The sequence below is a fragment of the Thioalkalivibrio sp. ALJ21 genome, assembly GCF_000378605.1.
Taxonomy (GTDB): Bacteria; Pseudomonadota; Gammaproteobacteria; order Ectothiorhodospirales; family Ectothiorhodospiraceae; genus Thioalkalivibrio.
Genome location: NZ_KB905156.1, coordinates 51,309 through 75,994, shown reverse-complemented (window position 1 = coordinate 75,994; position 24,686 = coordinate 51,309). Strand labels below are relative to the sequence as shown.

Sequence of the window (24,686 nt, the reverse complement as noted above, 5' to 3'; positions counted from 1 at the left end):
CGTGAGCGCCCGCTAAAGTCCGAAGATCTCGGACTTCAGGTTCCACTTCGACGCGAGGGTTTCCGTTGCGTTGAGGAACTCCTCGGCGCGGGCGGGGTGGTTCCACTGGCCACGGGCGAGCCAGGCCAGTGCGGTGTCGCGGTCGGGGGCCAGCGAAAGGATGTGAATCAGCTCGCCGGCGTCGCTGCCGATGACCTCGCCACCCAGCAGGGCGCCGGTGTCCATGTCGCCGATCAGACGCACGAAGCCCTCCGGCTCGTCCTGGCCCAGTGCACGCGGGGAAGTCTCGAAGGCGGCGAAGCCGACCGCCGGTTCCAGTTCCTCGTCCTCGGCGTCGTCCTCGTCCATGCCGAGACGCGCCATCTCCACCGCGGAGTAGATCGCGATCGGCACGAAGCGTTCGTCCTGCTCTCGGGTATTGCCGTTCTGGATGTTCTCCACCGCGATGGTGGCGTCGGCCAGCGCGTGGTTCGCGGTCTGCCATTCGCTCGCGACATCGCCGATGGCGTAGATGTTGTCGACATCGGTCTGCAGGGTGGGGCGGCGCTTCACGAAGCCGCGGGCGTCGGTCTTCACACCGATCTCGTCGAGGTTCAGACCCTCGGTATGCGGGGTGCGGCCGGTGCCGAGCAGGACCCAGTCAACCTCGAAGGTGTTGCCCTCGCTGTCGGTGATGATCACGTCGTTGTCGGAGGTCTCGACCTTTTCATATCCCTTGACCCGCACGGGCTCAATGCCGTCCGCGGCCAGCTGCTCCTTCAGCGTGCCCAGCGCCTGCGGACTGAACTTCTGGGTAGACAGGGGCTTGGAGCGCGACAGCCAGGTCACCTTCTTGCCGAGGTGATGGAAGATCCAGGCGAATTCGGTGGCGACCACGCCGGAACCGATGATCGCGACGCGCTCGCCCGCCGGTGGCTTGTCGTCGAACAGCATGTCGGTGGTCAGTACGCGGCTGGGCTCGACCGCGAACGGGGCTGGCACGGTGGCGGTGGCGCCAGTTGCAATGATGGTGTGGCGGGCCTGGACGGTCTCGTTGCCATCCTGCGTCGCGACCTCGAGGGTCTCGGCATCGCGGAAGCGGGCAGTCCCGTGGCGGTACTGGATCTTCAGGTGCTTCATGTAGCCCAGGTAGGAGTCGCGCACGGTGGTCACGACCTCCTTCTGGTGATCCCAGGCGCGGTCCATGTCGGCCGTGAGGCTGCCGCTGATGCCGCGGCCCTCGAAGTGGCGTTGCGCGGCGACGGTGCGTGCGGTGTGGTACCAGTCCTTTTTCGGCACGCAGCCGCGGTTGAGGCAGCAGCCGCCCCAGTCGCCCTTTTCGACGATGACGACGTTGAGCCCGCGCAGGGCGCCCAGAACGGCGGCACGATAGCCCCCGGGGCCACTTCCGATGATGGCCAGGTCAAAGGTCTCGCTCATGGTGTCTACTCGGTCAGGTCAATGATCGGGTCGTGCCACTCCAGCCGGGTCAGCTTCAGTTCGAACACGCGGCCATCAGCCTCGTAATCGAACCGCACCGGCAGGTGGCTGAGGTCGGGGGCGAACCAGGCAGAGAGTTCGATGTCACTGTCCTGGCTCTTGCGCACGACGCGCACCGTCTCGATACGCCCCATCGGAGATTCGATCGTCTCCGTATCGGCGTACTCGAAGCGATACTCGCGCAGGCGGTCGCGCTCCAGGGTCTGGACCGTTTCGCCGTCGCCCTCTCTGGCGAGGTCGCCCGCTTCCAGGCGCTGCATCATGAAGTACAGCGAGCCGAGGAAGTCGAGGGTATGCGGGGGAACCTCGATATCGAATCGCTCGTTGTCTACATGTCCGATCGCACGGTCCTCTTCCCAGTCGAAGCGCGTCTCGACCTTGCGTTCGCGGCGGGGCGTCACCTCGCGGCTGCGCGAGGTGACCAGCTGCAGTCCGACGTCGTTGGCGTTCATCAGCGCCTCGCGGCTCAGCTCGAAGCGACCGAGGATCCGCAGGAAGCCGGATACATGGGCATCCATGGCCATGCGGGTCTGTACATCCTCGTGGTTCAGGGTGATCCGCGCGTTCAGGGTATTGCCCATGGCCTGGGCCTCGTAGCTGGCCGTGAATGGCGGCAGGCGCGGACCCTCCTGGGGCTCATTGGCGGCAGCGGACGCCAGCAGGGCCTGTCCCAGCAGGAGCAGGGCGGCCAGCAGGCTAGTCCGCGTCGCGCGGCACAGGGCTCCGTTCCTCGGGAGCTTCAACATCGGGTACTACCTCATTGGTTTCGAGCTGCAGCGGGATCGTCAGCGGGGTGTTGTCCCCGGTCACGATGCGGTCGCGCCACTGAATTTCCCCTGAACACAGGCGCCGCACGACCTCGGGATACAGCCGGTGTTCGGCGCGCTGGACGCGGGTGGCGAGGCTCTCCGGCGTGTCATCGGGCAGGACCGGCACGCGGGCTTGCATGATCACCGGGCCGCCGTCCAGTTCGGGGGTGACAAAATGCACGCTGGCGCCGTGTTCGTCCTCCCCGTCGGCCAGCGCGCGGGCATGTGTGTCCAGCCCACGGTACTTCGGCAACAGGGAGGGGTGAATGTTCAACAGCCGTCCCGTGAAGCGATCGACGAATCCGGGGGTCAGGATGCGCATGAAGCCGGCCAGGATCACTAGATCGGGCTCAAAGGCCTCGATTGCATCGGCCAGGTCTTCGTCGAAGGCCTCGCGAGAAGGGTAGTCGCGGTGGTTCAGAACGCGTGCGGGGATCGCGTGCTGTGCCGCGTAGGCCAGCCCGCCTGCATCGGGGCGATTGCTGATGACGCCGACGATCCGGGCCTGAATGTGGCCACTGTTGCAGGCCTCGATCAGGGCGCCGAGGTTGCTGCCGCGTCCAGAGATCAGGACGACCAGGCGCGGTAGCGAATCCGTGGTTGCGGGGCCGGCGGTGCTGCTCATCGCGCGGCGTAGACCACCCCGGGGGCCGTGTCTTCGCAGTCCTCGATCGTGCCGATCGGCCAGCTCGGGATGCCTGCACGGGCCAGTGTTGAACTGGCGGCCTCGACGCGGTCTTCGGGCAGGATCAGCGTCATGCCGATGCCGCAGTTGAATGTGCGCAGCATCTCTTCAGGCGCGATATCGCCAGCCTGCTGCAGCCACTCGAACACGGGCGGCCATTGCCAGGCCTGCGGATCGATGCGGGCGCACAGCTGGTCCGGCAGCACCCGCGGGAGGTTCTCGGTCAGGCCGCCGCCGGTGATGTGGGCCGCCGCGTGTACCGGAAACTGTTGCATCAGATCCAGCAGCGGGCGCACGTAGATCGTGGTCGGCGCCATCAGGGCATCGCCCAGTGTGGTGCCTTCGGCCCCTGGCAGCGGGGCATCCAGGGCCGCGCCGGAGTGTTCCAGCACGCGCCGGATCAGGGAGTAGCCATTGGAGTGCGGGCCGCTGGAGGCCAGCCCGAGCACGACATCGCCCGCGCTCACCCGGGTACCGTCGATCAGGGCCTCCTTCTCGGCGATGCCAACCGCGAAGCCTGCGACGTCGTAGTCCTCGCCCTGGTACATGCCCGGCATCTCGGCCGTTTCGCCCCCGATCAGGGCGCAGCCGGCCTGTTCGCAGCCGGTGGCGATACCGGTGACGACATCCGCGGCAATGTCGACGTCCAGGTGCCCGGTGGCGTAGTAGTCGAGGAAGAACAGCGGCTCGGCCCCCTGCACCACGATGTCGTTCACGCACATCGCCACGAGATCGATGCCGATGCTGTCATGCCGCCCCGTCTCCTGGGCCAGGCGCAGCTTGGTGCCCACGCCGTCGGTGCCGGAGACCAGGACGGGCTGCCTGTAGCGATCCATCGGTAGCTCGAACAGGGCGCCAAACCCGCCCAGCCCGGCCATGACGCCGGGGCGCTGCGTGCGGGCGGCATGTGGTTTGATGCGTTCGACCAGCTCGGCGCCGGCCTCGATGTCGACACCGGCCTCGCGGTAGGTCAGGCCTGAACGGGTTTCGGACATGGGTACCCTGGGTGGTTGATGGCCGCATCCGGTATCCGGCGGCGCTCGCGGAATCCGGCATGGTAGCGAGGCGCCGGGGGGCGTGCAAAAAGTCGGGCGCTGCAGGTTAGGGAAACACTGATGAATGTACACGCTCGCTGCTTCGTCGCTTTTGCGTGCGAACAAGGCGCGGTGACTGCCGTGCAGTCATTCTGCACAAGGGAGCCGCAACGCCGTTCCCACGCAAAAGAGGCCGAGCCCCTTCGGGGTTGGCACCCCAGGTTCCCCGATCCTGCGTTGCGGCCCGAATCAGTCAAGAACGGGCCGGTAGAACCACTACCGGCTGCGCCCCGCGCCTTGTCTCGGAAAACCTGGGGTGCCAACGCGAGCGTGTACATTCATCAGTGTTTCCCTGGGGCGCTGTGGTATTTTGAGCGCCTGTCGAAAACGCCATTCAACCCTATGCTGCGCCTCCTTCGCTCGTCCCGCGCCCTGGCTGCGTGCCTTCTCCTGTGTCTGCTGCTGGGTGCCTCTCCATTGCTGGCGGATGATGCCGTGGTGGTGTACGTCCATGCGGAGGACGAAACGGCCGCGCTGGCGCAAGGCCTGGAACAGGCGCTGGTGCGCGTGGCCGGGCAGCGTTCGCCGGAGCTGAGCGAACTGGTGCAGGTCCTGTTGCTGGAGCTGGACCAGGAGGGGCGTATTGAGGCCCTGCGTCGGCGCCAGGAGGTGGACGACGGGGAATACCGCCTGGAGTTCGATCGCGACCGGCTACGCAGTGCCCTGCGCGCGGCCGACGTGCCCGTAGTGCTGGGCGCGCGCCCGCAACTGCTGGTTTGGGCGGTATACGAGGAGGGCGGGCGCCGCCACCTGCTGGGCTCCACCCAGGACGAGGCCGATGTGCTGGCCGGGATTGACGCGCTGGGGCGCGATCGCGGCACGCCTTTCGTGCTGCCGCTGGGGGATCTGGAAGATCGCCGCGCCGCGCAGGCGGGGGATGTGATTGGTGGCGTGACCGAGCCGCTGCAGGAAGCGGCCAGGCGCTACGGGCCGACGGGTATCGTGGCGCTGCATGTACGCCCGGTCGGGGGTGGTGCCGAGGCGCGTGCCATCACCGTGCATGGTGGGCGCGAGTACCGTAGCGAGGGCCGTGGCGAATCCCCGGCCGCCGCGGCCCGCGCGGCGGTTGAGGATGGTCTTGACCAGGTCGTGGCACCGCTGGCGCGCGTTGCCGCCGAGCCCGACTGGGTGAAACTGGGCTTTGTCGGGGTCGAGGGCTTTCCCGCGTTCGAGGCGTTGCGGCGGGAGCTGGCGCAGATCGAGGCCATCGAGAGTGCAAGGCTGGATTCACTGGGTGGTAACGCGGTGACGCTCGAGGTGCGCACGGGACTGGCGCCGGATGACCTGGTAGACCTCTTGCACGCCAGCGGCTACGGCGTGGCGGAAGACCCGCACGGCGATTCCGAGGCGAAGGCTTGGCTGCGCCGCGAGTGAACTCTCCGGCACCGTTCTCCACCGCCACGCTGGCGGCCCTGGTCGGGCTGGTGATCCTGGGGGTTGCACTCTATCTACTGGCGCCGATTCTCACACCGTTTCTGATCGCGCTTCTGATCGGCTACCTGTTCAACCCGCTGGTCACGCGCCTGGCGGTGCGCACGGGCGGTTCACGCACCCTGGCCACGCTGGTGATCTTCGTGCTGGTGATGCTCGGGCTGGCGGGGCTGGTGCTGGTCCTGATCCCGCTGGCCATGGCCCAGTTCGAGCGCCTGATGCTGCTGTTGCCCGAGGTGATTGCCTGGTTCGACGAGCGGGTTCGTCCCTGGATCGAGCAGCAGGCGGGCGATCGCCTGCCGGCCCTGGAGCCGGCGGCACTGCAGGAACTGCTGGCCGAACACTGGCGCGAGGCCGGCGGGCTGGCGGGCGGGCTGCTGCACTGGCTGGGCAGCTCGACCAGCGCCCTGGTGCTGGGCGTGCTCAATCTGGTGCTGATCCCGGTGGTCAGTTTCTATCTGCTGCGTGACTGGCCACGGCTGGTCGCGGGGCTGCATGACCTGCTGCCGCGCGCCTGGCGTGATCCGGTCACGCGTTTTGCGGTGGAATCGGACAATACCCTGGGGGCGTTTCTGCGCGGGCAGTTGCTGGTGATGCTGGCGCTGGGGCTGTTCTACGCGATTACCCTCAGTGTGGCGGGCGTGCAGATGGGGCTGGCCATTGGCCTGATTGCCGGGCTGGTCAGTTTCGTCCCCTATGTGGGTGTGATCGTGGGCATTGTGCTGGCCACGGCGGCTGTGCTGTTCCAGGGCGATGGCTGGACGCTGTTGCTGGCGGTGCTGGTGATCTTTGCGGTGGCGCAGGTCCTGGAATCGGTGGTGTTGACGCCATGGCTGGTGGGGGACCGGACTGGGCTGCATCCGGTGGCGGTGATCTTTGCTGTGCTCGCCGGCGGTCAACTGTTCGGTTTCTTCGGGGTTCTGCTCGCGCTGCCGGTGGCGGCGGTGCTGGCGGTGGCGGTGCGTCAGGCGCTGGCGCGCTATCGGGGCATGAACGCAGCCGAGGCCGATACCCCGTGAGATCCGAGGGCAACAGCCCGCTCGAGCGTCAGCTGCCGCTGGATCTGCGCCTGCGGGATGCCTCGCGTTTTTCCTGTTTTTACGCGGCGGGCAATGCCCTGGCGCGGGATGCCGTGCAGGCCCTGAGCGTCGGGACCGGGGTCCAGGAGCCTCAGATCCTGCTGCACGGGCCTTCCGGCTCCGGCAAGACGCACCTGTTGCAGGCTGCTTGTCACCAGGGCCACGAGCGCGGGGAACCGGTCAGCTATTTGCCGCTTGGCGAGGTGCGTGATGCGCCGCCGATGGCCGTGCTCGATGGCCTGGAGCGCTCGCGTCTGGTGGCGCTGGACGATCTGGAGGCCGTGGTGGGAGGCGGGGACTGGGACGAGGCCCTGTTCGGACTGATCAACCGGCTGCGCGATGCCGGCTGCCGCGTGCTGCTGGCAGCTACGGCCCCGCCCGAGGGGCTCCCGGTCCAGCTGCCGGATCTGGCCTCGCGCCTGGCCTGGGGCCCGGTGTTCCGCATGCAGCGGCCGGATGATGTGGCCTGCAAGGAGATCCTGGCGCAGCGCGCGGCCCTGCGCGGGCTGGAGCTGCCGGAGCCGGTGGCGGATTACCTGCTGCGCCGCTGCTCGCGTGACCTGTCCACCTTGCTGGCGTTGCTGGACCGTCTGGATCTGGCCGCGCTGGCCCAGCAGCGGCGACTGACCATCCCGTTTGTGCGCGAGCAGCTGGCCCGCATGGGCTGAATCCGGGATTGCCTAAGGTTGCTCGGCTGCCGCGCGGGCCCGCCGGGCGTCCAGTTTCACGAACAGCAGGCTGCCCGCGAACCAGGCGAGGCTGGTACCGGTCATCAGGAGGCCGTAGAGCCGGTCCTCCGCGGCCGCGCCGATGGTGATCCCGAGTGTGATGTAGGCGAGCGCCAGCAGGCTGGACCAGGCATGGGTGTAGCGCCTTCCGTGCAGCATCCCGCGCAGCGGAAACAACAGCGGCATGACCAGCACGATCAGCGCCAGCCAAACCGGGACGATCTCCGGCGGGGCGATCCAGGTGGTCCAGATCAGGATCAGCAGCAGCAGTCCAAGAAAGCCGGCCAGGGCCAGGGCGCGAGACAGCGCGATCATGCCGGGGCGCCAGGTGCCGCGTCGAGGCGCAGGGCGATACGCGCGACGCGTTCCCCAAGGGCTGTTGCGATGCGCTGTTCGTCGCGCGTGACTGCCTGTTCGCCCTGGGTGCCGGCCACGTGGCTGGCGCCATAGGGCGTCCCGCCGCTGGTGGTGCTGTTCAGTTCCGGCACGGTGTAGGGTACGCCGACCCACAGCATGCCCTGATGGATCAGCGGCAGGGCCATGCTGAGCAGGGTGGTCTCCTGCCCGCCATGCTGGGTGGCGGTGCTGGTGAAGACGCCGAAGGGCCGGTCTACCAGCCCGCCGCTGGCCCACAGCCCGCTGGTCCCGTCGAGGAAGTACTTCAGCGGTGCGGCCATGTTGCCGAAGCGGGTCGGCGAACCCATGACCAGCCCCGCGCATTCCTCGAGATCGCGCAGTTCGGCATAGGGCGGCCCGTCCTCGGGCACCGCCGGACGGTCCTCCCCGATATTCGTGGAGACCGGGGCTACGGTGCGCACCCGCGCGGAGGCACCGGCCTTTTCGACGCCGGTTGCGACCTGGCGGGCCAGCTCGGCGGTCGCCCCGTAGCGGCTGTAGTACAGGACCAGGATCTCCGGTGCCGCGCTCACGATACGATCTCCAGTACCTGTTCCGGTGGACGCCCGAGGCGGGCCTGATCCCCGACAACCAGAATCGGGCGTTCGATCAGTTTCGGGTGCTGGATCATGGTCTGGATCAGCGCCTCGTCATCCATCTCGGCGTCCTTCAGGCCCAGTTCGCGATACTCCGCCTCCCCGGTGCGCAGCAGGTCGCGGGGGCGGATGCCCAGCTTCTCGATCACACTCTTCAGGGTCGCGGCGTCCGGTGGTGTCTTCAGGTATTCCACGATCTCGGGCTCCACACCTTGCTCCCGCAGCAGGGCGAGGGTTGCGCGCGACTTGCTGCAGCGCGGGTTGTGATACAGCGTAGGGGCATCGGACATGAATCGACTCCGGAGGTCATCGATGGCAAAGGCCCATGATACCCACGCCCGCCGCTGGCATGTCAGGGGGCGCGTGCAGGGCGTGTTCTTTCGCGCCTCGACCCGGGAACAGGCGCAGGCGCTCGGGCTGACAGGGTATGCGCGCAACCTGCCGGACGGTCGTGTGGAGGTGCTGGCGGTCGGTTCCCCGGATGCCCTGGACCGGCTGGAGACATGGCTCCGGGAAGGCCCGCGCATGGCCCGCGTGGAGGGGCTGGAGACGCAGGCTGTGCCGCCGCCCGAGCCACTGCCGGCGGGCTTCAGGACCGACTGAGTCGTCTGGTGTCGGGACGCTGAGTCCAAAGTTCTAAAGGGGTCTATAAACGCCATCGCGACGGATGCATACTGCGGGGTCATGGAATCACGCCTGGTTGATATGCAGAGTCAGTCGGAGGACACGCGGGTGGAGGTCAGCCTGCGTCCCAAGCGGCTGGACGACTACACCGGACAGCCCCGGGTGGTTGAACAACTGGGCCTGTTCATCGAGGCGGCGCGCGGGCGCGGGGAGGCCTTGGACCATACGCTGGTGGCCGGCCCTCCGGGCCTGGGCAAGACGACCCTGGCCCATATCGTGGCGAACGAACTCGGGGTGGGGCTGCGCCAGACCTCGGGCCCGGTACTGGAACGCGCCGGGGACCTGGCCGCGATCCTGACCGCGCTGGAGCCCCAGGACGTCCTGTTCGTCGACGAGATCCACCGCCTGCCGACTGTGGTCGAGGAGATCCTCTACCCCGCGCTGGAGGATGGTCAGCTCGATATCGTGATTGGCGAGGGGCCGGCCGCGCGCTCGATCAAGGTGGACTTGCCCCCGTTCACACTAGTGGGCGCGACCACGCGCGCGGGCCTGCTTTCGGCGCCGTTGCGTGACCGGTTTGGCATCGTTCAGCGACTCGATCATTACACTGTCACCGATCTCGCCCATATTGTCGGTCGCGCCGCCGGATTGCTGGGTGTCGGGATCGAGCCCGAAGGGGCGGCGGAGATTGCACGGCGCGGGCGGGGCACGCCGCGCCTGGCCAATCGCCTGTTGCGGCGCGTACGTGACTATGCCGAGGTCCGCGCATCGGGCGTGATTACGGCCGAGGTAGCGGCCCAGGCACTGGACCTGCTGGCGATCGATGCCTCGGGCCTGGATGCCCAGGATCGACGCCTGCTCGAGGTGCTGGTCGAGAAATTCGACGGTGGGCCCGTTGGAGTCGAGAGCCTGGCCACGGCGCTGAACGAGGATCGCGGCACCCTGGAGGATGTGGTCGAGCCGTTTCTGATCCAGCAGGGGTATCTGCAGCGAACCCCGCGTGGGCGTCAGGCTACGCGGCGGACGCTGGCGATGTTCGGTCTGGCCGGGTCGGTGGAACCCGACCTGCCGGCGCCGGTCGACAGCCAGGGCGGAGATCGTCGATGACGGATTCTGACGCCCCGTTCGAGTGGCCGGTGCGGGTCTATTACGAAGACACTGACGCCGGCGGCGTGGTCTACCACGCGAACTACCTCAAATTCATGGAGCGCGCGCGAACCGAGTGGTTGCGCGCGCTGGGGTTCGAGCAGGATGCATTGCGCGAGGAGTACGGGATCGTTTTTGCGGTGCGCCGCTGCTGTGTGGACATGCGGCGCCCGGCGCGCTTCAACGATGCCCTGACGGTGACCTGCCGGCTGCACTCGTTGCGCCGGGCGAGCCTGGAGTTCCACCAGGGTGTGGAGCGCGACGGGGAGACCCTGGCCAGCGGCGAGGTGGGGATTGCCTGTGTCGAGGTGGCGCGCCAGGCGCCCGCCGCGATCCCCGGCCCGGTGCTGGAGGCCTTGCGTCGACATCATGATCACGGACCGGCAGCGCGCGCGGCCGGAACCAAGTAACGCTGTAACGGGAGACGGACAAGTGGCAGTCGACTTTTCGATGTACCAGCTGGTGATGGAGGCGACCCTGGTGGTCCAGCTGGTGATGGTGATTCTGGTGCTCGCCTCCGTACTCTCCTGGCTGGCGATCGTGGTCAAGGCCAGGTCCCTGAACGCGGCGCATCGCGCCTGCGACGATTTCGAGGAGCGCTTCTGGTCGGGGGCCGATCTGTCTCACCTCTACGAGGGGGTGCGGCGCAAGCAGGAAATGACGGGCATGGAGCACGTCTTCTCCTCTGGGTTCAAGGAATTTCTGCGTGCGCGCCAGCATGGCATCCCGGCCGGTGAGCCCGCCCAGCGCGCCATGCGTGTGGCGATCGCGCGCGAGATTGACGAGATGGAGCGTTACCTGCAGTTCCTCGCCACGGTGGGGTCGACCAGCCCGTATATCGGCCTGTTCGGCACGGTCTGGGGCATCATGCATGCCTTCCTGGGGCTTTCCGGAGTGCAGCAGGCGACCCTTGCGATGGTGGCACCCGGCATTGCGGAGGCACTGATTGCCACGGCGCTGGGCCTGTTCGCTGCGATCCCGGCCGTGATCGCCTACAACCGCTTTGCGGGGGATGTCGATCGCGTGGCCGTGCGCCTGGAGAACTTCAATGACGAGTTCGTGGCCCTGCTCAACCGACAGGTACACGCCAAGTCCACGGATACGGCCTCCGAGGCCACGGCCTGACCCATGTCCGAGCAGCGCCGTAACAGCCGCCGCCTGCGGCGGCCCATGTCCCAGATCAACGTCGTGCCGTTTATCGACGTGATGCTGGTGCTTTTGATCATCTTCATGATCACCGCGCCGATGCTGCAGCAGGGCGTGGAAGTCGACCTGCCGGAGGCGGACGCCGAGGCCCTGGACCGGGACGAACAGGCGGCCGAGCCGTTGGTGGTGACCGTGGACGCCAGCGGGGCCATGAGTCTGAACCAGGGGCCGATCATTGACGAGCCGCTGGCGCCGCAGGAGATGACCGAGATCGTGCGCGAGTTCCTGGCGGAGCATCCAGGTACCCAGACCTTCGTGCGTGGCGACCGTAATGTGGACTACGGGCGTGTGATCGATGCCATGATCGCCCTGCAGCGCGCGGGCGGCGGGCGTGTCGGACTGATCACCGAGCCGCCGCGCGAAACCGGCGACTGACGTACGCTGCCGTGTTCGAGCTTGTCCGCCGCCACCCCGTCAGCTTCCTCCTCGTGCTCCTGTTGCACGGGGTGCTGTTCGCGGCGTTGATGTTCAATATCAGCCTGATATCTCCCACCTCCTCGCAGGCTGCGGTGGAGATCTCGGTGCAGGAGGACATTGAGGTGATCGACGCGGTGGCGGTGGATGCCGAGGCGTTCGATCAGGTCGAGCACCAGCGCGAGGTTGCCCGTCAGGAAGAAGTCGCCGAGCAGCTGCGCGAGGAAGAGGAGCAACGGCGTGCCGAAGAAGAGGCCCGCCGCGAGGAGGAGCGGCGACAGGCCGAAGAGCAGCGCCGCCGCGAAGAGGAAGAACGGGCGCGCCAGCAGGCGATCGAGGAAGCCGAGCAGGCCCGCCGCGAGGCCGAAGAGGAACGCCAGCGCGCACAGGAAGAAGCCGAGGCCGAGCGTGAACGCATCCGTGCCGAGCGCGAGGCGGCGGAGCGTGAGCGACAGGAGGCCGAGGAGGCCCGCGAGCGCGAAGAGGCGGAGCGACGCGAGCGTGAAGAGGCCGAGCGCCAGGCCCGCGAGGAGCAGGAGCGCCGCGAGCAGGAAGAGGCCGAGCGTCGCGCACAGGAAGAGGCCGAGCGTCGGGCCGAGCAGGAGCGCGAGCTGGAGGAGCAGCGCCGCCGCGAGGCGATGGAGCGCGAGCAGGAGCGCCTGGCGGAGGCGCGCGAACGGCGTGAGGCCGCCGAGCGTCAGGCGCAGATGGATCGCGAAGTGGATGAGTGGCGTGCCCAGGTGCAGTCAGTGGTCCAGCGTCGCTGGCGTCAGCCGTCGGATATCGACTCCTCGGACCGTGCCATTGTTCTCGTGCGTGTAAACGAGACCGGGCGTATCATCGACTTCGATATCGAAAGCTGTTCCGGCGACAGCCGGTTCTGCGACTCCGTGCGCCAGACCATGGACCGTCTGAGTTCGCTGCCACGCCCGCCGGATGCGAGTGCGGTGCGGGGCGGGGTGCGGATCCGATTTGAACCGGACTGATTCGCGGGCCATGCCCGCCTGACGAGGAGCTCATGCGACGACTGATTCACTGGATGCTGCCGGCCATGCTGCTGCTGTGGGCGGCGCAGGCACAGGCCGTACTGGAAGTCACGGTCACCGAGGGGGTTACCGGGGCGATACCGGTAGCCGTTGCGCCGTTTACCTACGAGGGCGAGGGGGAGCTCGACGAGGACATCTCCCAGATCGTCGCGGCCAATCTGGCCCGTAGCGGGCTCTTCAATGTCGAACAGGACGATCTGCCCGCGGCCCCGTCCGGGCCGGCCGACTTTCTTGCCGAGCCCTGGGCCGACACCGGGGTCGAGTACCTGGTCGTCGGCAATCAGCGCCGCGATGGCGATGACGTGCTGGTGGAGTTTCACGTATTTGACGTGCTGTCCGAGGAACGTCTGGGTGGCTGGCGCATTCCGGTGCCCGGCGACATGCTCCGGCGCGGTGCGCATCGCATCTCGGATATCATCTACGAACAGATCACGGGTGACCCGGGGGCATTCAGTGCGCGTATCGCGTTCGTGAGTGTGGAGCGTAACGGCGAGGAGCGGCGCTTTGCCCTTGAGGTCGCCGATTCCGACGGGGCCAATCCACGCACCCTGTTTCGTTCCGCGAAGCCGATCATGTCACCGGACTGGTCGCCGGATGGGCGCGAACTGGTGTACGTCTCGTTCGAGAATCGCCGTTCCGAGGTCTATCGCCAGAATGTCGAGACCGGCAGCCGCGAACGGGTGGCCAGCTTTACCGGCATTAACAGTGCGCCTGCCTGGTCGCCCGATGGCCGTCATCTTGCACTGAGCCTGTCACGCGACGGTGCGCCGAACATCTACCTGATGGAACTGGAGACAGGCGAGATGCGCCAGATGACCCAGACCAGCTCGATCGAAACCGAGCCGGTCTGGTCGCCCGATGGCGAGACCCTTTATTTTACCTCCGACCGCGCTGGTGCGCCGCAGATCTATGCGCTGCCGCGAGAGGGGGGTAGCCCCCGGCGTCTGACCTTCGAGAGCGGCTATGCGGCCGCCGCGACGGTTTCTCCGGATGGGCGCTATCTGGTCTACGTGCACGGTGGCGATGGCGGATTCCAATTGGCCCGTCTCGATTTGAACGACCGCCGTGTGACCCGCCTCACGGAAGGGCGGGACGCGGAATCGCCAAGCTTTGCCCCGAATGGCAGCATGATTATCTATGCGATGACGGACGGCGGGCGTGGCGTGCTGGGCTCGGTGAGTCAGGATGGACAGGTCCATCAGCGTCTCGCTGCCAGGGAGGGCGAGGTCCGTGAACCGGCCTGGTCACCCTTGAATTGATCTTCCTAATAACAACCGCTTTTCGAGGATAATGACGTGATGAGCACGATCTTTCGCTGGTTTTTTGTGGCCATGGTGATTGGGGCGCTGTCGGCGTGTGCGACGCCGACGCGTGATGCCGAGGATGCCGAACGCGAGGCCGAGCGGGCCGCGGCCGAGCAAGCGGAGCGCGAACGCGCCGAAGCCGAGGCCCGCGAGGCCGAGGCCCGCGCGCTGGGCCGCGATCGGCAGTTCGATGCCGATGCGCTGGATGATCCGGATAGCCCGCTGGCCGAGCGCCTGGTCTATTTCGAGTTCGACCGTGACGAGGTGCAGTCGCAGTACATGGATATGCTCGAGGCGCATGCGGCCTATCTGTCGCAGAACTCCGGGGCCCGCCTGCGGCTGGAGGGCCATACCGACGAGCGAGGTACTCGCGAGTACAACCTGGGGCTGGGCGAGCGCCGCGCACAGTCGGTGCGCCGTATCCTGACCCTGAACGGGGCCTCGGATGACCAGATCGAGGTCATCAGTTATGGTGAAGAAATGCCGGTCGCCTTTGAACAGAACGAGGAGGCCTGGGCCAAGAATCGCCGGGTCGAGCTGGTCTACGAATCCCGGCGCTAGATGACGGGAGGCGCCATGGGGCGTTTGGCAGGTAGCAGTAACCGAAATGCCCCCCCGGGGGCATTTCTCTTTCCGCAGGTGGGTGTGGCGGCTGCCGCCGGGCTGTTGGTCCTGGCGATGGGCTCGTGGGGCCCGCTTGCCAGCGAAGCCGTCGCCCAGGACGAGGTGTTCGCCACCCAGTCGCAGATCCGGGATCTCTCGCGGCGACTCGACCGCATCGAGCGGACGCTGGACTCCAGTGCCATGCAGGAACTCCTGCGGGGTGCGGAAACCATGAACCGGGAGATGCGCGAGCTGCGGGGCGAAGTGGAGACGCTGCGCCACGAGCTGGAGCGTCTGAACGCCCGGCAGCGCGATCAGTTCCGTAACCTGGACGAACGTGTAGCCACGTTCGAGACCGGCGCGGCCGCGCCCGCCGATACCGCTGCCCCGGCGGACGAGGTTATCGAGTTCGACCTGCCCGAGGCGGACGAGCAGGCGGCCTACCAGGAGGCCTTCGAGCAGTTGATGGCGGGTGACTACAACGCCGCGATGAGCGGTCTTGAGCGCTTCATCGAGACCTATCCAGACAGTGACTATTCCGCCAATGCCTGGTACTGGCTGGCCGAGGCCAAGTATGCCAGTGGCGACTTCGAGGCGGCCCTGGAGGATTTCGAGCATTTGCGCGAGCAGTACCCGGAGAGCGACAAGTCCGGGGATGCCCTGCTCAAGATCGGCTATGCGCATTACGAGTTGGGCAACGAAGACGAGGCCCGCGAGGCGCTGGAGGCGGTGCGCGCCGATTTCGGCGGCACGACCCTCGACCGCCTTGCGCGCGAGCGGTTGCGGCGGCTCGACGGGCAATGACCGAGATCCCCGTGCGCGCAACGCGCGCACCGACCAGGGGCGATTCGGGGGGGGCGACCCAAGTCCGCATCACCGAGATGTTCGTTTCGCTGCAGGGCGAGGCGGCGGATTCCGGCTGGCCGACCGCGTTTGTGCGGCTGACCGGGTGCCCGCTGCGTTGCCGCTGGTGCGACAGTGCTTACGCCTTCGAGGGTGGCGAGGTGCGCGAGCTGGACTCGATTCTCGCATGGGTCGGCCAGACGGGTGTGCGCCATGTCTGTGTCACGGGTGGGGAGCCACTGGCCCAGCCCGGTTGTCGCGAGCTGCTGGCGCGGCTGTGTGATGCAGGTTATCGGGTGTCGCTGGAAACCAGCGGCGCTCTCGACATTGGCGGGCTCGATTCGCGCGTCACGGTCGTGATGGACTGGAAGGCGCCGGGTTCCGGCGAGCAGGACCGCAACCTGGAAGCCAATATCGCCCACCTGGCGGCCGGCGATCAGTTGAAGTTCGTACTCGCCAACCGGGCCGATTTCGACTGGGCATGCGCCGAACTCGGCCGCCTGGATCTCGCGCCCGGGGTCGAGGTCCTGTTCTCGCCGGTATTCGGTGAGCTCGCCCCGCGCGAGCTGGCCGACTGGATCGTCGCCGAACGACTTGCCGTGCGGTTTCAGCTTCAGCTCCACAAGCTCCTGTGGGGCGACCAGCCGGGGCGTTAGGTAATGTCGCAACGGGAAAAGGCAGTGGTCCTGCTTTCGGGCGGGCTGGACTCGGCGACCTGCCTGGCAATGGCGCGGGCCGACGGGCTCGACTGTCATGCCCTGTCGATCGACTACGGCCAGCGCCACCGCACCGAGCTGGACGCGGCGCGGCGCGTGGCCGCCTCCCAGGGCGTGCAGGACCACCGCGTGGTCCGGGTCGATCTGACCGCGATCGGCGGCTCCGCGCTCACCGATGACGCAATCGCAGTGCCCACCGAGGCGAGCGAAGGCATCCCGGTTACCTATGTGCCGGCGCGCAACACGGTGTTTCTTTCCCTGGCGCTGGGTCTGGCCGAGACACTTGATGCCCGGTTGCTCTATGTCGGTGCGAATGCGGTCGACTACTCTGGGTACCCGGATTGTCGTCCGGCCTTCATCGATGCCTTCCGCGATCTTGCGCAGGTTGCTACCCGTGCGGGGGTGGAGGGCGTACGCTGGGAGGTGCGTGCACCGTTGATGCACATGAGCAAGGCCGAGATCATCCGTGCCGGGGCGTCCCTGGGGGTCGATTACGCCCAGACGGTGAGTTGCTATCAGGCCGATCCGGACGGGCGGGCCTGTGGGCGCTGCGACAGCTGCCGTATCCGTCGCGAAGGTTTTGCGGCCGCTGGTGTCCCCGACCCGACTCTCTACCGGGCAGGCTGACGGCGGACGGTTCACCCTCGTCAGGCGGCTCCGGATCCGGAATGAAATGGGGGTCGATCTCGTCTTGCGTCCGATGTATGCTGCGCACCCCATGGGTGCAGGCGTGCCCGACAACCGATCAGTGAGAGGATACGTTGATGGAATTCTCCAGCTTTTCAACCGCCGCAATGATGTTCCTGGGCGGCACGTTCGTCCTCGCCTTCATCATGGGTGCGGTCGCGAACAAGACCAACTTCTGCACCATGGGAGCCGTCTCCGACTGGGTGAACATGGGTGACACCGGGCGCATGCGCTCCTGGCTGCTAGCCATCGCCGTGGCCATGCTGGGTGTGGCGGCACTCGAGTTCTTCGGGGTGCTGAGCGCCGAGGGTTCCTTCCCTCCCTACCGCGGCGAGAATTTCAACTGGCTCGGGCACGTGCTGGGTGGCTTCCTGTTCGGCATCGGCATGACCTATGCGTCCGGCTGCGGTAACAAGACGCTGGTGCGCGTGGGTGGCGGCAACATCAAGTCGGTGATGGTGATGATCATCATCGGCGTGATCGCCTTCTGGCTGACCAGTCGCGCCACTGTCTTCGGCACCGGCCAGACGCTGTTCCAGCTGCTGTTTGGCTGGATGGATGCCGTCTCCATCCAGATGGAAGGCGGCCAGGATCTTGGCTCCATCATCGCCGGCGAGAACGCCCTGGGCGCCCGCCTGGTGATGGGTCTGGTGATCGGCGTGCTGCTGCTCGCCCTGATCTTCAAGGCCGCGGACTTCCGCAAGAGCTTCGACAACATCCTGGGTGGTCTGGTGATCGGCCTGGTCGTGATCGGGGCCTGGTGGCTGACTAGCAACATCCAGATCGACGACGGCATGGGCGGCGTGTACAGCGCCCAGGAATACATCCAGGAATGGGATTTCGTCGCCGATGACGACGATGGCGAGCGTCCGGCGCTGTCCGGCCCCTGGGCGAACCAGTCGTTCACCTTCATCAACCCGATGGGGCAGAGCGTGGGCTACGTGTCCAGTGGTTTTGACCGCACCATGCTGTACTTCGGTGTGATGGCGCTGGCCGGCGTGATCCTGGGTTCGTTCTTCTGGGCCCTCATCTCGCGCAGCTTCCGCATCGAGTGGTTCTCGTCCTTCCGTGACTTCGTCAACCACTTTATCGGCGGCATCCTGATGGGTGTCGGCGGCATCCTGGCGCTGGGCTGCACCATCGGTCAGGCGGTCACCGGGATTTCCACGCTGGCGCTGGGTGGCTTCTTCACCTTCGCGTTCATCGTGTTCGGCTCCGCGCTGACCATGAAGATCCAGTACTACAAGATGGTCTATGAAGACGAGGCGACCTTCGGCAAGGCTCTGGTTACCTCGCTGGTGGACATGAAGCTGCTGCCGGGTGGCATGCGCAAGCTCGAGGCCATCTGATCGTCGGCCGCCGGGGGAGCCTTGCGTTTTCCCCGGCGGGCCGTAAACTACGCGGCGCGGTGATCCAGGTGCTGCCGCGTAATGACAAGGTCGGCGGGCCCCTGCGGGGGTGCCATGCGGGCCGCAGACATGGGTCGTTAGCTCAGTTGGTAGAGCAGTTGGCTTTTAACCAATTGGTCGTAGGTTCGAATCCTACACGACCCACCATTATTCCCGGCCGCGTGCGAGCGTGGCCGGCACAAGGGCCCGCCTACGCGGGCTTTTTGTGTTTATGGGGCGCGAACAGGCTAGAATGCGCGCCTTTATCGAACCATTGAATACACACGCGAAAGTGGCGGAACTGGTAGACGCGCTGGGTTTAGGTCCCAGTGGGGTAAAACCCGTGAGAGTTCGAGTCTCTCCTTTCGCACCAATGTCCCGTGAACGCCCAGGCAGGCAGCCGGCGAGTGCTGCGGTCGGCAGGGATGACCGATTTTTGAACTATTGCGAGGCCCTTCATGCAAGTTTCCGTTGAAGCCACCGGCAACCTGGAACGCAAGATGACCATCCAGGTCCCCCCCGAGCGCGTCGAGACCGAAGTCGACAACCGTCTGAAATCGCTGGCCAAGCGCGTCCGGCTCGACGGCTTTCGCCCGGGCAAGGTCCCGCTGAAGGTCGTGCGCCAGCGTTACGGCGCCGGGGTCTATCAGGAGGTGCTGAGCGAGGTCCTGCAGGAGAGCTATCGCGAGGCCGTGCAGCAAGAAGGTCTGGAGCCCGCGGGGAACCCGAGTATCGAGCCGCAGAGTGTGGAAAGCGGGCAGCCGATCGAGTTCGTTGCGAGCTTTCAGGTCTTTCCCGAGGTCGAGGTGGCCGATTTCTCCGATGCCAAGATCGAGCGCCCGGTGGCCGAGATTGGCGACGAGGACATCGATCGCGTGATCGACTCCCTGCGCGAGCAGAACAAGGAGTGGGCCGAGGTCAAACGCAAGGCGAAGAAGGGCGATCGCATCACGCTGGACTTTGTGGGCAGCATTGATGGCGAGGAGTTCGAGGGTGGCAAGGCCGAAGACTTCCAGGTCGAAGTGGGTGCCGGCCGTCTGATCGAGGACTTCGAGAAGCAGCTCAAGGGCGTGAAGACCGGCGAAGAGCCGACCATCGACGTCACCTTCCCCGATGACTACCCGGCCGAGAACCTGAAGGGCAAGACGGCGCAGTTCGCCCTGACCATCAAGAAGGTCGAGGGGCCCAAGCTGCCCGAGGTGGACGAAGAGTTTGCGAAGAAATTCGGCATCGAGGACGGCTCCGTCGAGAAACTTCGCGCCGACGTGCGGTCCAATATGGAGCGCGAGCTGAACCAGGCGCTGAAGGGCAAGGTCAAGAGTCAGGTCATGGAGCTGATTATCGAGCGCCATGGCTTCGACCTGCCGGATGCCCTGGTGAAGTCCGAGATCAATCGCCTGCGCGAGGAGGCTGAGAAGCGCTTCGGTGGTGCCCAGCAGACCCAGCCGCTCCCCGACAGCCTGTTCGAGGAAGAAGCCAAGCGCCGCGTGCGCCTGGGTCTGGCCCTGCGGGCCATCATCGACCAGAAGGGGTTCGAGGTGGACGCGGAGCGGGTCGAGCGTGACCTGGAAGATATGGCGGCCACGTACGAGGACCCGGAAGAGGTCAAGCAGTACTACCGCTCCAACCCGCAGGCGAAGAGCAACCTGGAGTCGCTGGTGCTCGAGGACCAGGTGGTCGACTGGATCGTCGATCAGGCCAAGGTCACCGAGAAGAAAACCAGCTTCCAGGACGTCATGAATCCGAACAAGGAGTCGACTGAATGAGCCACGACATGGCCGGTCAGGGTGCGCAGCACGCCCAGGGGCTGAATCTGGTCCCGATGGTGGTCGAACAGACCGCCCGTGGCGAGCGCGCCTATGACATCTACTCCCGGTTGCTGAAGGACCGGGTCATCTTCTGTGTGGGTCCGGTCGAGGACTACATGGCCAACGTGATCGTGGCCCAGCTGCTGTTCCTCGAGTCGGAGAACCCGGACAAGGAGATCAGCCTGTACATCAACTCCCCGGGCGGGGCCGTGACGGCGGGTATGGCGATCTACGACACCATGCAGTTCATCAAGCCCGAGGTGAGTACCCTGTGTGTCGGCCAGGCCGCGAGCATGGGTGCGGTGCTGCTGGCCGGTGGAGCGCCGGGCAAGCGTTATTGCCTGCCGCACTCGCGGGTCATGATCCACCAGCCGCTGGGAGGCTTCCAGGGGCAGGCGTCGGATATCGACATCCACGCCCGCGAGATCCTGAAAATCCGCGAGGAGCTCAACCGTGTGCTGGCCCACCACACCGGGCAGACCGTGGAGCAGGTGGAGCAGGACACCGATCGTGACCGCTTCATGACCGCAGTGGAGGCCAAGGACTACGGTCTGGTGGACAACGTCCTCTCCAGTCGCGGCGCGCCGGCCGCCGGCGACAAGGAAGCCGGCAAGAAGGACAAGTCCTGATCGAAGCACGGCCGGGGCGCGCGGGATATACCGGACTCGCGCCCGGTCCGTTTGCAACGTGGCTGCAAACGGGGCATGTTCTGAGAAACCCTGACAGCGCAACCGAGGCATACGGATGAGCGACGACAAGACCCCCTCCGCCGACGGCAAGCTTCTGTACTGCTCTTTCTGCGGGAAGAGTCAGCACGAAGTGCGCAAGCTGATCGCGGGTCCCTCCGTGTTTATCTGCGACGAGTGTGTCGAGCTTTGTAACGACATCATTCGCGAGGAGATGCAGGAGGCGGGGCATACCGAGCGCGATTCGCTGCCGAAGCCGCGCGAGATCCGCGAGATCCTCGACGACTACGTGATCGGGCAGAACTCCGCGAAGAAGATCCTCTCGGTCGCGGTGTACAACCACTACAAGCGGCTCGAGGCCCGGGCCGGCAAGGACGACGTCGAGTTGTCTAAGTCCAACATCATGCTGATCGGCCCGACCGGTTCCGGCAAGACGCTGCTGGCCGAGACGCTGGCGCGGGTGCTCAACGTCCCGTTCACCATCGCCGACGCGACCACGCTGACCGAGGCCGGTTACGTAGGCGAGGACGTCGAGAACATCATCCAGAAACTGCTGCAGAAGTGCGACTACGATGTGGAGAAGGCCGAAAACGGCATCGTCTACATCGACGAGATCGACAAGGTCTCGCGCAAATCGGACAACCCCTCGATCACCCGCGATGTATCGGGCGAGGGTGTGCAGCAGGCCCTGCTGAAGCTGATCGAGGGCACCACGGCCTCCGTGCCGCCGCAGGGCGGGCGCAAGCATCCGCAGCAGGAGTTCCTGCAGGTGGACACCCGCAACATCCTGTTCATCTGCGGTGGCGCCTTCTCGGGCCTGGAAAAGATCATCCAGCAGCGTGCGGAAAAGGGCGGTATCGGTTTCTCTGCCGAGGTCAGTTCCAAGGACGAGAGCAAGAGCGGCGGCCAGTGGCTGAAACAGCTGGAGGCCGATGACCTGGTGCGCTATGGCCTGATCCCCGAGTTCGTTGGCCGTCTGCCGGTGCAGGCGACGCTGGACGAACTGGACGAGGACGCGCTGATCACCATTCTGACGCAGCCGAAGAACGCGCTGGTCAAGCAGTACGCCCGTCTGTTCGAGATGGAAGGCGTGGAACTCGAGTTCCGGGACGATGCCCTGGCCGCGATCGCCCACAAGGCGATGGAGCGCAAGACCGGCGCCCGGGGGCTGCGCACCATCATGGAGAATATCCTGCTCGACACGATGTACGAGCTGCCCTCGATGGAGGGCGTCAGCAAGGTGGTGATCGACGAGGCCGTGATCCGCGGCGACGCCGAGCCCTACCTCATCTACGAGAACGCATCGTTCTCCAAGCAGGCCGCCGCGGATTCCTGAAGCCGCGCGGTCTTACGCAGGGGGGCGAGCAGGGGCTGGCCCCGGCTTGAAAAACGGTCAGGGCGCCCCCATCTCTCCCGTACATTCGTTTAGCCCTGAGGGGGCCACATGACCGACCAACACTCCTCCCAGAACGAGGTGGACTCCCCCGTGAAGCGTGTCGCGGTCCTGCCGCTGCGCGATGTCGTGGTGTATCCGCACATGGTCATCCCGCTGTTCGTGGGTCGCGAGAAGTCGATCCGCGCGCTGGACTCGGCCATGGCCCAGAACAAGCAGGTCCTGCTGGTTGCGCAGAAGAGCGCCGAGGTGGACGAGCCCGAGGCCGGGGATCTGCACGAGATCGGGACCCTCGGCAATATCCTGCAATTGCTGCGCCTGCCCGACGGCACCATCAAGGTGCTGGTCGAGGGCGCCCAGCGCGCGCGTGTGATGGACGTCTCCACGACCGGCGATGCGGAGAAGGAAGAGGACTACTTCACTGCCGATATCCGCATGATCGAGGAGGAATACGACACCGAGGAGAAGGAACTCGAGGTCCTCGGTCGTTCCGCGCTCAATCAGTTCGAGCAGTACATCAAGCTGAACAAGAAGGTCCCGCCGGAGATCCTGACCTCGCTGGCCGGGATCGACGACACCTCGCGTCTGGCCGACACCATTGCCGCGCACATGTCGCTGAAGCTCGAGGAGAAGCAGCAGGTCCTCGAGATCGCCAACGTGCGCGCGCGTCTGGAACACCTGGTCGCCAAGATCGAGGGCGAGATGGACGTGCTGCAGATCGAGAAGAAGATCCGCGGTCGCGTGAAGCAGCAGATGGAGAAGTCTCAGCGCGAGTACTACCTGAATGAGCAGATGAAGGCCATTCAGAAGGAGCTGGGCGATCTCGAGGATGCCCCGAACGAACAGGAGGACCTGGCCGAGAAGATCGAGCAGGCCGGCATGCCGGCGGAGGCCAAGAAGAAGGCCACCGCCGAGCTGAACAAGCTTAAGATGATGTCGCCGATGTCGGCCGAGGCCACCGTCGTGCGCAGCTACATCGACTGGCTGGTCAACGTCCCGTGGAAGAAGAAGACCCGGGTCAGCAAGGACCTGGCGCGCGCCGAGAAGATCCTCAACGAGGACCACTACGGCCTGGAAGAGGTCAAGGAACGCATCCTTGAATACCTCGCCGTGCAGTCGCGTGTGCGCAAGCTGAAGGGCCCGATCCTGTGCCTGGTCGGTCCCCCTGGGGTCGGCAAGACCTCGCTGGGGCAGTCCATCGCGCGTGCCACCAACCGCAAGTTCTCGCGCATGGCCCTTGGCGGTGTACGTGACGAGGCGGAGATCCGTGGTCACCGCCGGACCTATATCGGCTCCCTCCCGGGCAAGATTGTCCAGAACCTGTCCAAGGTCGGGGTGCGCAACCCGCTGTTTTTGCTCGACGAGATCGACAAGATGGCGATGGATTTCCGCGGCGATCCGGCCTCGGCGATGCTCGAGGTCCTGGACCCGGAGCAGAACCATACCTTCAGCGACCACTATCTGGAGGTCGATTACGACCTGTCCGATGTGATGTTCGTGGCCACGGCCAATTCGATGAACATCCCCGGGCCGCTGCTGGATCGTATGGAGGTCATCCGTCTGTCCGGCTACACCGAGGACGAGAAGGTCAATATTGCCCATACCTATCTGGTGCCGAAGCAGATCAAGACCAACGGCCTGAAACCCGAAGAGATCAATATCTCGGACGCTGCTGTGCGCGACATCGTGCGCTACTACACCCGCGAGGCGGGTGTGCGTGCCCTGGAGCGCGAGATCGCCAAGATCTGCCGCAAGGTGGTCAAGCAGCGGCTTCTGGCCAAGGGCAAGGAGCGTGACCGCACCACGTCGGTCACCCCGAAGACCCTGGACAAGTACCTGGGTGTGCGGCGTTTCCGCTTCGGCCTGGCCGAGGAGAACGATCAGATCGGCCAGGTCACCGGCCTGGCGTGGACCGAGGTGGGTGGCGAACTGCTGACCATCGAGGCGACGGTCGTCCCGGGCAAGGGCAAGACCCAGCAGACCGGCAAACTCGGCGACGTGATGCAGGAGTCGATCCATGCCGCGCTGACCGTCGTGCGCTCGCGTGCCGAGTCCCTGGGGGTCGAGGAGAACTTCCACGAGAAGAAGGACCTGCACATCCACGTCCCCGAGGGCGCCACGCCCAAGGACGGCCCCTCGGCCGGTATCGCGATGTGCACGGCCATCGTCTCGGCGCTGACCGGCATCCCGGTGCGCGCCGATGTGGCGATGACCGGCGAGATCACCCTGCGGGGTCAGGTGCTGCCGATCGGCGGGCTCAAGGAGAAGCTGCTGGCGGCCCATCGTGGCGGGATCCGCACGGTGCTGATCCCCGAGGAGAACGAAAAGGACCTGGTGGACATCCCGAAGAACATCAAGAACAAGCTCGATATCCGTCCGGTGCGCTGGATCGACGAGGTGTTCGAGGTGGCGCTTACGCACCTTCCGGAGGCCAAGGGCGGCGACACACCGGCCAAAGTCGAGGAGGCCGTGAAACCGGCCAAGGAATCGGGTCGGCGCAGGGTCCGACACCACTAAGCAACGGA

Annotated in this window: 26 protein-coding genes and 2 tRNA genes; 21 read left to right on the top strand and 7 right to left on the bottom strand. The window is 65.9% G+C overall.

The window, feature by feature from the left end; genetic code table 11:
• Positions 1-12: 12 nt before the first annotated feature.
• The 4 genes from F579_RS0106385 to purM are packed head-to-tail and all read right to left on the bottom strand — an operon-like array spanning position 13 to position 3,968.
• Positions 13-1,419: an NAD(P)/FAD-dependent oxidoreductase gene (locus F579_RS0106385; RefSeq protein WP_019023928.1), complete on the bottom strand. Its 1,407-nt coding sequence runs from the start codon at positions 1,417-1,419 to the stop codon at positions 13-15.
• 5 nt (positions 1,420-1,424) lie between these two features.
• The gene (locus F579_RS0106380; RefSeq protein WP_019023929.1) at positions 1,425-2,225 is read right to left on the bottom strand and encodes a DUF3108 domain-containing protein; all 801 of its coding nucleotides are present in this window, start codon (positions 2,223-2,225) and stop codon (positions 1,425-1,427) included.
• Positions 2,176-2,913, bottom strand: a complete 738-nt coding sequence (gene purN / locus F579_RS0106375) for a phosphoribosylglycinamide formyltransferase (RefSeq protein WP_019023930.1) — start codon at positions 2,911-2,913, stop codon at positions 2,176-2,178. The genes F579_RS0106380 and purN overlap by 50 nt, the downstream gene beginning before the upstream one ends.
• Positions 2,910-3,968: a phosphoribosylformylglycinamidine cyclo-ligase gene (purM, locus tag F579_RS0106370; RefSeq protein ID WP_019023931.1), complete on the bottom strand. Its 1,059-nt coding sequence runs from the start codon at positions 3,966-3,968 to the stop codon at positions 2,910-2,912. The genes purN and purM overlap by 4 nt, the downstream gene beginning before the upstream one ends.
• 441 nt (positions 3,969-4,409) lie before the next feature.
• Here purM and F579_RS0106365 point away from each other — a divergent pair, with 441 nt between their 5' ends.
• From F579_RS0106365 to hda, 3 genes are read left to right on the top strand one after another with little or no spacing between them, the layout of a single operon-like run.
• Positions 4,410-5,441 (top strand): DUF2066 domain-containing protein, encoded by a 1,032-nt coding sequence (locus F579_RS0106365; RefSeq protein WP_038029785.1) that lies wholly within the window; start codon positions 4,410-4,412, stop codon positions 5,439-5,441.
• The gene (locus tag F579_RS0106360) at positions 5,438-6,517 is read left to right on the top strand and encodes an AI-2E family transporter (RefSeq protein ID WP_019023933.1); all 1,080 of its coding nucleotides are present in this window, start codon (positions 5,438-5,440) and stop codon (positions 6,515-6,517) included. Before F579_RS0106365 ends, F579_RS0106360 begins: the two co-directional genes overlap by 4 nt.
• A gap of 32 nt (positions 6,518-6,549) precedes the next feature.
• Positions 6,550-7,245: a DnaA regulatory inactivator Hda gene (gene hda, locus F579_RS0106355; RefSeq protein WP_026301012.1), complete on the top strand. Its 696-nt coding sequence runs from the start codon at positions 6,550-6,552 to the stop codon at positions 7,243-7,245.
• A gap of 12 nt (positions 7,246-7,257) precedes the next feature.
• Here hda and F579_RS0106350 read toward each other — a convergent pair whose 3' ends face one another.
• The 3 genes from F579_RS0106350 to arsC are packed head-to-tail and all read right to left on the bottom strand — an operon-like array spanning position 7,258 to position 8,587.
• Positions 7,258-7,620: a DUF2069 domain-containing protein gene (locus F579_RS0106350; protein ID WP_012981970.1), complete on the bottom strand. Its 363-nt coding sequence runs from the start codon at positions 7,618-7,620 to the stop codon at positions 7,258-7,260.
• On the bottom strand, positions 7,617-8,234 hold the full coding sequence (gene wrbA / locus F579_RS0106345) for an NAD(P)H:quinone oxidoreductase (RefSeq protein WP_019023935.1): 618 nt from the start codon (positions 8,232-8,234) through the stop codon (positions 7,617-7,619). Before wrbA ends, F579_RS0106350 begins: the two co-directional genes overlap by 4 nt.
• Positions 8,231-8,587 carry an arsenate reductase (glutaredoxin) gene (gene arsC, locus F579_RS0106340; RefSeq protein WP_019023936.1) on the bottom strand — a complete coding sequence of 119 codons (357 nt, stop codon included), beginning with the start codon at positions 8,585-8,587 and terminating at the stop codon, positions 8,231-8,233. Before arsC ends, wrbA begins: the two co-directional genes overlap by 4 nt.
• A 22-nt stretch (positions 8,588-8,609) precedes the next feature.
• Here arsC and yccX point away from each other — a divergent pair, with 22 nt between their 5' ends.
• The 18 genes from yccX to lon all read left to right on the top strand — a co-directional run bounded on the left by yccX (position 8,610) and on the right by lon (position 24,678).
• Complete coding sequence (yccX, locus tag F579_RS0106335; protein WP_019023937.1) at positions 8,610-8,900, top strand: acylphosphatase; 291 nt, start codon at positions 8,610-8,612, stop codon at positions 8,898-8,900.
• Between the two features lie 81 nt (positions 8,901-8,981).
• Positions 8,982-10,028, top strand: a complete 1,047-nt coding sequence (gene ruvB / locus F579_RS0106330; protein ID WP_019023938.1) for a Holliday junction branch migration DNA helicase RuvB — start codon at positions 8,982-8,984, stop codon at positions 10,026-10,028.
• Positions 10,025-10,477 (top strand): tol-pal system-associated acyl-CoA thioesterase, encoded by a 453-nt coding sequence (ybgC, locus tag F579_RS0106325; protein ID WP_019023939.1) that lies wholly within the window; start codon positions 10,025-10,027, stop codon positions 10,475-10,477. The genes ruvB and ybgC overlap by 4 nt, the downstream gene beginning before the upstream one ends.
• A 40-nt stretch (positions 10,478-10,517) precedes the next feature.
• Entirely contained in the window at positions 10,518-11,192 is a 675-nt protein-coding gene (tolQ, locus tag F579_RS0106320) for a protein TolQ (RefSeq protein ID WP_018138796.1), read from the top strand.
• A 3-nt stretch (positions 11,193-11,195) separates the two neighbouring features.
• Entirely contained in the window at positions 11,196-11,648 is a 453-nt protein-coding gene (gene tolR, locus F579_RS0106315) for a protein TolR (protein ID WP_018138795.1), read from the top strand.
• An 11-nt stretch (positions 11,649-11,659) separates the two neighbouring features.
• Positions 11,660-12,673: a cell envelope integrity protein TolA gene (gene tolA, locus F579_RS0106310; protein ID WP_012981978.1), complete on the top strand. Its 1,014-nt coding sequence runs from the start codon at positions 11,660-11,662 to the stop codon at positions 12,671-12,673.
• 32 nt (positions 12,674-12,705) lie between these two features.
• A complete protein-coding gene (tolB, locus tag F579_RS0106305; RefSeq protein ID WP_019023941.1) occupies positions 12,706-13,992 on the top strand; it encodes a Tol-Pal system beta propeller repeat protein TolB in 1,287 nt (428 codons plus the stop codon).
• 39 nt (positions 13,993-14,031) lie between these two features.
• Positions 14,032-14,598, top strand: coding sequence for a peptidoglycan-associated lipoprotein Pal (gene pal, locus F579_RS0106300; RefSeq protein WP_018138792.1), 567 nt, complete (start codon positions 14,032-14,034; stop codon positions 14,596-14,598).
• Between the two features lie 78 nt (positions 14,599-14,676).
• A complete protein-coding gene (gene ybgF / locus F579_RS0106295; RefSeq protein WP_019023942.1) occupies positions 14,677-15,444 on the top strand; it encodes a tol-pal system protein YbgF in 768 nt (255 codons plus the stop codon).
• The gene (queE, locus tag F579_RS0106290; protein WP_019023943.1) at positions 15,441-16,139 is read left to right on the top strand and encodes a 7-carboxy-7-deazaguanine synthase QueE; all 699 of its coding nucleotides are present in this window, start codon (positions 15,441-15,443) and stop codon (positions 16,137-16,139) included. The genes ybgF and queE overlap by 4 nt, the downstream gene beginning before the upstream one ends.
• Positions 16,140-16,142: 3 nt before the next feature.
• Positions 16,143-16,826 carry a 7-cyano-7-deazaguanine synthase QueC gene (gene queC, locus F579_RS0106285; protein WP_038029789.1) on the top strand — a complete coding sequence of 228 codons (684 nt, stop codon included), beginning with the start codon at positions 16,143-16,145 and terminating at the stop codon, positions 16,824-16,826.
• Positions 16,827-16,963: 137 nt separating this feature from the next.
• On the top strand, positions 16,964-18,235 hold the full coding sequence (locus F579_RS0106280; RefSeq protein ID WP_012981984.1) for a YeeE/YedE family protein: 1,272 nt from the start codon (positions 16,964-16,966) through the stop codon (positions 18,233-18,235).
• 131 nt (positions 18,236-18,366) lie between these two features.
• A tRNA-Lys gene (locus F579_RS0106275) sits at positions 18,367-18,442 on the top strand.
• A gap of 118 nt (positions 18,443-18,560) precedes the next feature.
• Positions 18,561-18,647, top strand: a tRNA-Leu gene (locus tag F579_RS0106270).
• 85 nt (positions 18,648-18,732) lie between these two features.
• The gene (gene tig / locus F579_RS0106265) at positions 18,733-20,040 is read left to right on the top strand and encodes a trigger factor (RefSeq protein WP_019023945.1); all 1,308 of its coding nucleotides are present in this window, start codon (positions 18,733-18,735) and stop codon (positions 20,038-20,040) included.
• The gene (gene clpP / locus F579_RS0106260; protein ID WP_019023946.1) at positions 20,037-20,711 is read left to right on the top strand and encodes an ATP-dependent Clp endopeptidase proteolytic subunit ClpP; all 675 of its coding nucleotides are present in this window, start codon (positions 20,037-20,039) and stop codon (positions 20,709-20,711) included. Before tig ends, clpP begins: the two co-directional genes overlap by 4 nt.
• 115 nt (positions 20,712-20,826) lie before the next feature.
• Complete coding sequence (clpX, locus tag F579_RS0106255) at positions 20,827-22,104, top strand: ATP-dependent Clp protease ATP-binding subunit ClpX (RefSeq protein WP_019023947.1); 1,278 nt, start codon at positions 20,827-20,829, stop codon at positions 22,102-22,104.
• A 108-nt stretch (positions 22,105-22,212) separates the two neighbouring features.
• Positions 22,213-24,678 (top strand): endopeptidase La, encoded by a 2,466-nt coding sequence (gene lon / locus F579_RS0106250; protein ID WP_019023948.1) that lies wholly within the window; start codon positions 22,213-22,215, stop codon positions 24,676-24,678.
• Positions 24,679-24,686: the final 8 nt, after the last annotated feature.